This is a genomic window from Thermostichus vulcanus str. 'Rupite' (assembly GCF_022848905.1).
Taxonomy (GTDB): domain Bacteria; phylum Cyanobacteriota; class Cyanobacteriia; order Thermostichales; family Thermostichaceae; genus Thermostichus; species Thermostichus vulcanus_A.
Map to the genome: position 1 here is coordinate 2,501 of NZ_JAFIRA010000085.1, position 2,953 is coordinate 5,453.

Annotated in this window: 2 rRNA genes (1 of these 2 only partly in view); both read left to right on the forward strand. The window is 55.6% G+C overall.

The window, feature by feature from the left end:
* A 23S ribosomal RNA gene (locus JX360_RS16985) occupies positions 1 to 2,675 on the forward strand (it extends 126 nt beyond the left edge of the window).
* Between the two features lie 88 nt (positions 2,676 to 2,763).
* Positions 2,764 to 2,880 (forward strand): 5S ribosomal RNA (gene rrf, locus JX360_RS16990).
* The last annotated feature ends 73 nt before the right edge of the window (positions 2,881 to 2,953 follow it).

Genomic DNA, 2,953 nt, shown 5'->3' on the forward strand with positions numbered 1-2,953 from the left:
CCGGCAAGGGCAACCTTGTCACCCTTTGCTGAATCCATAGGCAAAGGGGGCGAACGCGGCGAACTGAAACATCTTAGTAGCCGTAGGAAGAGAAAGAAAATCGATTTTCCTAGTAGCGGCGAGCGAACGGGAAAGAGCCTAAACCGCTGGGCTACGGCTTGGCGGGGTTGAGGGACGGCAAAAGGTAGCTAGCGAACTAGACGAAGCAGTTGAGTGCTGCACCAAAGAAGGTGAGAGTCCTGTAGTCAAAAGTTCAACAGCGCTAGCCGGATCCCGAGTAGCACGGGGCAGGTGAAATCCCGTGTGAATCTGCGAGAACCATCTCGTAAGGCTAAATACTCCTGTGTGACCGATAGTGAACCAGTACCGCGAGGGAAAGGTGAAAAGAACCCCGGGAGGGGAGTGAAAGAGAACATGAAACCGTGTGCTTACAAGCAGTGGGAGCCCGATTGAACGGGTGACCGCGTGCCTGTTGAAGAATGAGCCAGCGAGTTACAGCGTGGGGCAGGTTAAGGCGGGAATGCCGGAGCCAAAGGGAAACCGAGTCTGAAGAGGGCGATAGTCGCACGCTGTAGACCCGAACCTGGGTGATCTAACCATGGCCAGGCTGAAGCTTGGGTAAAGCCAAGTGGAGGGCCGAACCGGGTGATGTTGAAAAATCATCGGATGAGCTGTGGTTAGGGGTGAAATGCCAATCGAACCCAGAGCTAGCTGGTTCTCCCCGAAATGCGTTTAGGCGCAGCGTCGATGGGTACCTGGTGGGGTAGAGCACTGAATCGGTGCGGGCGGCGAGAGCTGTACCAAATCGAACCAAACTCCGAATACGCCAGGGTTAGTCGGCAGTGAGACGGTGGGGGATAAGCTTCATCGTCAAGAGGGAAACAGCCCAGACCACCAACTAAGGCCCCCAAGCCATCGCTAAGTGATTAAGGAGGTGGGGGTGCATAGACAACCAGGAGGTTGGCTTAGAAGCAGCCACCCTTTAAAAAGTGCGTAATAGCTTACTGGTCAAGCGCCCTTGCGCCGAAAATGAACGGGGCTAAGCGATGCGCCGAAGTTGTGGATTTATGGTAGGGGAGCGTTCCGCGGTAGAGTGAAGCGTTAGCGTGAGCAGGCGTGGACGAAGCGGAAGTGAGAATGTTGGCTTGAGTAGCGCAAACATTGGTGAGAATCCAATGCCCCGAAAACCCAAGGGTTCCCCCGGAAGGCTCGTCCGCGGGGGGTTAGTCGGGACCTAAGGCGAGGCCGACAGGCGTAGTCGATGGACACAGGGTTGATATTCCCTGACTGGCAACTGGAGCTGAAGAGGGACGCATGAGAGATAGCCACACCCTAATTGGATTGGGAGGGGTCTACGGACTCTGCGTGGTGAAGGGTAGTGCCAAGAAAAGCTCGTAGGCGATGAAAGTTGTTACCCGTACCCGAAACCGACACAGGTGGGTTGGTAGAGGATACCGAGGGGCGCGAGATAACTCTCTCTAAGGAACTCGGCAAAATGACCCCGTAACTTCGGGAGAAGGGGTGCCACCGCGAGGTGGCCGCAGTGAAATGGCCCAGGCAACTGTTTACCAAAAACACAGGTCTCTGCTAAGTCGCAAGACGACGTATAGGGGCTGACGCCTGCCCAGTGCCGGAAGGTTAAGGAAGTGGGTCAGCGCAAGCGAAGCTCGCGACCGAAGCCCCGGTGAACGGCGGCCGTAACTATAACGGTCCTAAGGTAGCGAAATTCCTTGTCGGGTAAGTTCCGACCCGCACGAAAGGCGTAATGATCTGGGCGCTGTCTCGGAGAGAGACTCGGCGAAATAGACTTGTCCGTGAAGATGCGGACTACCTGCACCTGGACAGAAAGACCCTATGAAGCTTTACTGTAGCCTGGTATTGGGTTCGGGCTTTGCTTGCGCAGGATAGGTGGGAGACTGGGATCCAACTCTTGTGGGAGTTGGGGAGTCGCCGGTGAGATACCACTCTGGCAGAGCTAGAATTCTAACTTTCTTCCCGGAAGCGGGGGAAAAGACAGTTTCAGGTGGGCAGTTTGACTGGGGCGGTCGCCTCCTAAAAGGTAACGGAGGCGCGCAAAGGTTCCCTCAGACTGGTTGGAAATCAGTCGTAGAGTGCAAAGGCATAAGGGAGCTTGACTGCAAGACCTACAAGTCGAGCAGAGACGAAAGTCGGCCTTAGTGATCCGACGGCGCTGAGTGGAAGGGCCGTCGCTCAACGGATAAAAGTTACTCTAGGGATAACAGGCTGATCTCCCCCAAGAGTTCACATCGACGGGGAGGTTTGGCACCTCGATGTCGGCTCATCGCAACCTGGGGCGGTAGTACGTCCCAAGGGTTCGGCTGTTCGCCGATTAAAGCGGTACGTGAGCTGGGTTCAGAACGTCGTGAGACAGTTCGGTCCATATCCGGTGCGGGCGTAAGAGGATTGAGAGGAGCTCTCCCTAGTACGAGAGGACCGGGAGGGACGCACCGCTGGTGTACCAGTTATCGTGCCAACGGTAAACGCTGGGTAGCCATGTGCGGAGCGGATAACCGCTGAAAGCATCTAAGTGGGAAGCCCACCTCAAGATGAGTCCTCTGTTAAGGTCACGGGAAGAACACCCGGTAATAGGCTCTAGGTGGAAGTGCAGCAATGTATGCAGCCGAGGAGTCCTAATTGACCGTCCACTTGACCCAAGGGTGTTCTACCTTATAACTCTGGCTATGCAGCTTTCAGGGGCACTGGAATTGATGAAGCTCAATCGGGTGCTGTCCGTTCTCTTTTCCTGGTGCCTATGGCGCAGTGGGCCCACGCCGACCCATCCCGAACTCGGTTGTGAAACGCTGCAGCGGCAAATCTACTTGAGGGGTGGCCCTCCGGTAATCTAGCTCGGTGCCAGGTCCCTATCCCATCCAACCCCCTGCCTCTAAAAAAAGGTGGGGGGTTTTAATTTCGTGGGGATTCTAGTTCCCAT